At 43.3% G+C, this 6,356-nt stretch carries 6 protein-coding genes; 1 reads left to right on the top strand and 5 read right to left on the bottom strand.

Going from position 1 to position 6,356, the window contains the following annotated elements; translation table 11 throughout:
- A partial coding sequence (locus tag Q7J27_11640) for a V-type ATP synthase subunit D (GenBank protein MDO9529791.1) occupies positions 1–195 on the top strand: 195 nt, incomplete at its 5' end.
- A gap of 65 nt (positions 196–260) precedes the next feature.
- Here the strand turns inward: Q7J27_11640 and cysS are convergent.
- The 5 genes from cysS to lptD form a co-directional block, all read right to left on the bottom strand.
- On the bottom strand, positions 261–1,742 hold the full coding sequence (gene cysS / locus Q7J27_11635) for a cysteine--tRNA ligase (GenBank protein ID MDO9529790.1): 1,482 nt from the start codon (positions 1,740–1,742) through the stop codon (positions 261–263).
- 13 nt (positions 1,743–1,755) lie between these two features.
- The gene (argC, locus tag Q7J27_11630) at positions 1,756–2,793 is read right to left on the bottom strand and encodes an N-acetyl-gamma-glutamyl-phosphate reductase (GenBank protein ID MDO9529789.1); all 1,038 of its coding nucleotides are present in this window, start codon (positions 2,791–2,793) and stop codon (positions 1,756–1,758) included.
- A 212-nt stretch (positions 2,794–3,005) separates the two neighbouring features.
- Positions 3,006–3,398 carry a 30S ribosomal protein S9 gene (rpsI, locus tag Q7J27_11625; protein ID MDO9529788.1) on the bottom strand — a complete coding sequence of 131 codons (393 nt, stop codon included), beginning with the start codon at positions 3,396–3,398 and terminating at the stop codon, positions 3,006–3,008.
- A gap of 192 nt (positions 3,399–3,590) precedes the next feature.
- On the bottom strand, positions 3,591–4,019 hold the full coding sequence (rplM, locus tag Q7J27_11620) for a 50S ribosomal protein L13 (protein ID MDO9529787.1): 429 nt from the start codon (positions 4,017–4,019) through the stop codon (positions 3,591–3,593).
- Positions 4,020–4,104: 85 nt separating this feature from the next.
- Positions 4,105–6,339: an LPS assembly protein LptD gene (lptD, locus tag Q7J27_11615; GenBank protein MDO9529786.1), complete on the bottom strand. Its 2,235-nt coding sequence runs from the start codon at positions 6,337–6,339 to the stop codon at positions 4,105–4,107.
- Positions 6,340–6,356 lie beyond the last annotated feature (17 nt).

Below are 6,356 nucleotides of genomic sequence, written 5' to 3'. Positions count from 1 at the left end.
AAGGCGATCATCATGCTCTCAAGGGAGCTGAAAAAGGTACAGCGACGGGTGAACGCCCTTGAGAAGATATTCATCCCTCAGCATGAAGAGGCGAAGAAGTACATCTCAGATAGAATCGAGGAGATGGAGAGAGAAGAAATTTTCGTGAAGAAACTCATACGACAGCGCGCATCAAAGGAAGAAGGTACTACCTAAGCGCTTGATAGGAACAAAAAAACGTAACCTATGGATACTTTCCATTTGGAATTTACAGAAGTAATTTACTCGATTTTCCAAACGGTTGCCGTCGGAGTATCTTTAAGAATTATTCCCTTCTTCGCAAGAGTGTCTCTGATTTCATCTGAACTTTTCCAATCTTTCGCCGCTCTGGCCATCCTTCTTTCTTCAATCGCGCGCTCAATATCTTCTACATCCAACCCACGTTTTTGAACTTCTCTGTTCCTGTCCTTCTGAAAATATTCGTCAGGATCTTCAAGAAATAATCCCAATACTCTGCCCACTTCCTTGATATTTCCCTGAGCGACATCCATAACAAAGAGCTTCTCTTCCGTCATGGTAATCTCTTTTTCCGCCAGATAACTGTTGATCACCCTAACCGTGTCAAATATGTAGCCAATGGCCATAGCGGTATTTAAATCATCGTCCATCACCCCGGTAAATCTGCCGGGAAGAGCATCAACGTAGTCGAATACTTCTTTGTCTTTTCCGTAAAGGTTTTTCCCTGAAACCTTCGAATAATCTACACCACTCGCAAGGACATCTCCGATATTTTTCAGGGTTGTATAGAACCTCTCCATTCCCGTTTTCGCCTCAGCAAGTGAGTCACTGGAAAAGTCCACGGGGCTTCTGTAATGGCTCTGGAGCATAAAAAGTCTCAATACCTCTGGATGGTAACTTTTGAGTATCTCTTTTATTGTAAAAAAATTGCCGAGAGATTTGGACATCTTTTCACTGTCCACTCTGACAAAACCATTATGTATCCAGTACTGTGCAAAGGTCTTGCCGGTAGCGCCTTCCGACTGGGCAATCTCATTTTCATGATGAGGGAAAATGAGATCCTTCCCACCACCGTGTATATCAAATGTGTCCCCTAAAAACCTCTGACTCATCACCGAGCACTCTATATGCCACCCGGGCCTACCCCTTCCCCAGGGACTATCCCACCACGGTTCTCCCTCCTTGCTCGCCTTCCAGAGGACAAAATCGAGGGGATTCTTTTTCTTATCATCCACCTCAACCCTCGATCCTGCTACCATGTCTTCGAGATTTCTTCCGGAAAGCTTCCCATACCCATCGAATTTTTCAACGGAGAAATAAACATCGCCCTCATTAACATAGGCAATTTTTTTCTCAAGAAGGACTGTTATATGTCTGATCATCCCCTTGATGTTTTCTGTCGCTTTGGGGGCCACTGTGGGTCTGGCCACACCAAGTGCATCCATATCTTCATTGTGTTCTTTGATATATCTTTCGGATATCTCTGAAATATTTTCCCCTTCGGCATTCGCCTTTTCTATAATCTTATCATCCACATCGGTAAAATTCTTCACATAGGTCACATTGTAACCCCTGTACTTCAGATACTTGGTAATAACATCGAAAACTACTGCCGAACGGGCATGACCGACATGACAAATATCATAGGCCGTGATACCACACACATAAATTCCAACCTTTTTTTTCTTAACCGGCTTGAATTCTTCTTTCTGTCCCGTCAATGTATTGTAAAATCTTAAAGCCATTTTAACCTTCAAACTATGGAAACAGCGAAATCAATTTTAAGCCAGAGTCTTCACTCAAGCCATACATCAGGTTCATGTTTTGTACGGCCTGGCCGGCAGCACCCTTTATAAGATTGTCAATAACGGATACTATTATAACCCTTCCCGTCTCACCGTCAACAGTTAGCCCGATATCACAGTAATTAGAACCCCTGACGGATGAAACAGTGGGGAATGTGCCCGCCTTATAAATCCTGACAAACGCTTCACCATCGTAAAACTTTTTATAAAGATCTATCAGGTCAGATACGGATACGCTCTCCTTTAGCCCCGCATATATCGTATTAAGTATCCCCCTGTTCACCGGTAGCAGATGCGGCACAAAGGAAATCTTAACATCTGTCTCGGCAAGGAAGCCGAGCTCCTGCTCCATCTCCGGCATGTGACGATGCTGGCCGATCTTATAGGCCTTAAACCCCTCATTCACCTCACAGAAGAGTGAGCCAATCTGCGGTTCGCGACCCGCACCACTAACCCCCGACTTCGAGTCAACAATAATCGAGGCGATATCAATCCATCCTTCCTTCAACACAGGGGCCAGACCAAGAATGACCCCGGTTGGATAGCACCCGGGATTTGCAATAAGCTGTCCGGTCTTAATACTGTCCCGGTACAATTCCGGAAGGCCGTAAACCGCCCCTTTTATCAAATCCGGTGCCGTATGTTTCTGGTACCACTGCTCGTACACTGCAATATCACGCAGGCGGAAATCAGCGCTAAGATCAATAACCTTTTTCCCCGCTTTCAAAAAGAGAGGAACAGCCTCCATCGCCAGACCGTGAGGAAGCGCCAAAAAGACAACATCGGAAAGATCGGCAACATCATAAGGGGATGCATCAATAAATTCCATGTCTGTCAGCCCGTGAAAAGCCGGGAACACATCGGAAACTGGAGTCCCCTTAAATTTCCTTGACGTCAGGGCAACAACTTCCACTTCAGGATGCCTAAATAGAAGTCTTAGGAGTTCCTGACCTGTGTAGCCACTTGCTCCGTATATGCTAACTTTTAACATGACAAGTCCTCAATAATTCACAGGAATCAGCAGTCGGATATTCTCTCCAGAAAATTACAGCCAATCTTCACGGGCCTCCACCCATCTTCGAATGAAATACCTTGCCGACATTGCCGGTTTTTTTCTGGACACTGATAGCCGAACACCGTAAACTGTTACAATATTTCCTTATATACAAAAAAGGGAGGCCATAGCCCCCCTCCTCACCAATATTATCTTTTGGAAAACTGAAACCTTTTCCTCGCCCCGGGTTGCCCGTACTTCTTCCGCTCCTTTATGCGAGAATCTCTTGTCAGGAATCCCGCCTGTTTTAGAACCGGCCTCAGTGCGGCATCGTACTCCAGGAGTGCTTTAGAAATGCCATGTTTAATTGCACCGGCCTGTCCCGAAATACCCCCGCCACGAACATTAATATAAAAATCAAACTTACTCATCTGTCCGGTAACCTCAAGGGGTTGCTTAATCAGCATCTTGGAGTTGTCTCCGGTAAAATATTCATCAAAATCCCTCTTGTTTACAACAAGAGTGCCACTTCCCTCCTTCATCCACACCCTTGCTATAGCGGTTTTTCTCTTTCCTGTCGCATAATAACGTTTCTCTGTCATATTTATCTCCTGCACATAATTCTCATAATATTTACAAATTGTAACTACTCAGTGTCAAAGGCACAGAGTAAATATGTTCCATTGGTTGACCAATAGAACCAATAAAACTGTTTTTCTTTTCTTTCTTTGTGCCTTTGAACCTTTGGTACTTTGTGTCTTGTAACTACTCCTACCTGAGTAGTTACAACAAACTTACAGTTCCAGTAATCTGGGGGTTTGGGCTTCATGGGGGTGTTCGCTGGTAGAATATATCTTCAGCTTTTTAAGCATTTGTCTGCCCAAAGAGTTTTTCGGAAGCATGCCCTTTACCGCCATGCGCAATACCCTCTCCGGCTTTTCCTTCAACAACTTTCCGGCAGTAACAGCTTTTATTCCTCCCGGATAACCGGAGTGATGATAATATATCTTATCAGTTAATTTCTTGCCGGTAAGAGAAACTTTCCCGGCATTTACAACTACTATAAAATCTCCCGTATCAACATGTGGCGTGTAAACAGGTTTATGCTTGCCCCTCAAACGCTTAGCTATTTCACTTGCAAGCCTTCCAAGTATTTTCCCCTCCGCATCAATCAGATACCAGTCTTTTACAATATCTTCTTTTTTAGCACTATATGTCTTCATAAAATAAAACCACCCAAAGTCTGAAAATTTAAAAAAAGAAAGGTACGCAATTTAAGCACGTTTGTCAAGTTAAAAACCAATTTTTTTATTGCCGCCCGGTTATACTGCGCATGGCTTTAGGTCTAGCTGTCGCTCTTCCGACCTTCCCCAGCCCGTAAAGGGAGAAAACTACCATCCATACCCTGTCATTATCATCGTCAGAATAGGTGGCTTGAACGCTCCAGCATTGCCTTTGATATTCCAGGCCGTATGTTGTTTCGTGATAGATATTATTCAGCTCGTCCCTTCGGAGAACATATATAAGATCAAGGGAATCGGTAATCTTTGCATTCAGTAAAACATTTATCTCTTCTAAAGACTTTTGCGTATATCTATATCCGATAGTGGCGGAATCACCACGCCAGTCACTTACGCTAAGATCATAGTTTGTCTTTTCCCACTCGCCCGAGTCAACGTTGAAGCTGGTATCCGCATCAAAGGTAAGATATTGAAAAGGGTCAAACTTGAGTTCCATATCCACATTGCCGAATGGTCTCTTTTCGGTCGTGAGACTACCGCGATGCTTTCTTTGTTCTCTTATATCGTATGCCTGACTCAGCTTGACGAGGAGAAATTCCCTGTAACTTATACCCCCGTCTTCACTTTTATCTTCACTTTTATCTTTACTTTTGTCTTCACTCTTGTCTGTATTTTTGTCTGTATTTTTCAACCTGGCCATGAAACTATTGGTCAGTGAATAGGTTACGCTGTTTGTCTCACTTACCGCCGCTACGAAATCCGGAAGATCACTCTGATATACATAGGGAATGTAAGTATATGTCAATTCCGGTTTAATTCCGTGCCGTATTTTATCAACAGTTTCACCACCTATATCAAATATTCTTTGAACTTCCGTGGAAAGCGCCGCCCCTACATTGTATAGCTCCCTGCCCCCATTCTCCTCTTGCTGCTCTTTATTTGCCCCCTCTAACTCACTGGCATCCCAGACAGTTTCTCTCAATCCTATCGATGGGGTAAAATCGAGATAATCACCAAAGTTGAGCGGTAAAGAAAACGTGGGGTGAATATCGTAAAGTTGTCCATGGTCATCCTCGGTTCTCTGATAATTATTAAACGAAGAATCGAGGGCAAAGTTGAGTGGCGTGTCCATGATAGGCTGGTTAACGCCGGTAAAGGTTATTTCAGGATATTTTTGCAGTGTTGAATTGTTGTCATAACTGGCAAAATTATCAGTGTACTGAACAAGGGCGGTAAGATTAAACAAGTTCCAATCCTTAACAAGACGGGCAGTCGAGTCCAGCGAAGCGAGGGAATTATCACCCATAAACGAGACTTTACTAAACCTGCGTTCCCCTGTTTCAGAATAATTATCCAGATAGTAGTTAGAATCGGAGAAATCTCTGAAGTACCAGTTATCGGAAACCCTTCTTATATCTGTTCTAAAGTAAAAACCAGGGCTGAAAGTGGTCTCATGATTCAGGTAATATGACCATCTTTCCTGTTTTTCCTGCCAGTTCCGGCTTAAACCCTCATCTTCGGCCATTTCCCCGGTTTTTTCATCTTTTAGATAGTCGGCATAAAAGGTGCCGTATGAATCCTTGCTTATAAAGTACCTTAATTCAACGCCCTCTTTTAATCCATTTTTATCCATGTAACGTTGATAAAATGTAGCATCCGCACTCTCTGAAATTGCCCAGTAGAGTGGAAGTTCTATGTCCCACCCATGTTTGCTCGATTGTGAAATACGGGGTGGCAGGAAACCTGATTGCCGTGTTGTCTTCGCTGGAAATATCATATACGGCATATACAAGAAGGGAAAGTTTTTTACCTGAAAGGTGCCATGTTTCACCGTACCGTAACCATCAATGGTCACATCAAGCTCTTTTCCTGTGAATCTCCATGCCGGCCAATCTCCGTCACAGGTGGTTGCCGTCGCATCTTTGAGATGATAGGTGGCCTCCCCTGTCTTCTCAATCTCTTTCCCATTTATATAAAAATGATTCTTTGCAAAGAACAGCTTTCCCTCGTAGACAATACCCGTTTTTGAAGTAATATTAAATTTAACCTTGTCTCCCTCAAGTATATCATCATCACTTTTGACATAAACATTCCCGAAAGCCTCGGCATCACCTGTCGTCTTATTCAAGTCTACATAATCAGCCTTGAGAAAACCGCCGGTGAATGTGATGACAACGTTTCCCTTCGCACTATATGTATCAGTATCCTTGTTATAGGCGACACTGTCAGCTTCTATATTAACCGGCCCTTTTTGTGTTTTCCTTTCAAAAGCAAGGGCAAAATCAACCTGAAATAAAAACAATAGGAGGAAAATTAATA

The sequence above is a fragment of the Syntrophales bacterium genome, from assembly GCA_030655775.1.
Taxonomy (GTDB): Bacteria; Desulfobacterota; Syntrophia; order Syntrophales; family JADFWA01; genus JAUSPI01.
Note: the sequence above shows the minus strand (reverse complement) of the source record. Positions and strands in the feature narration are given on the sequence as shown.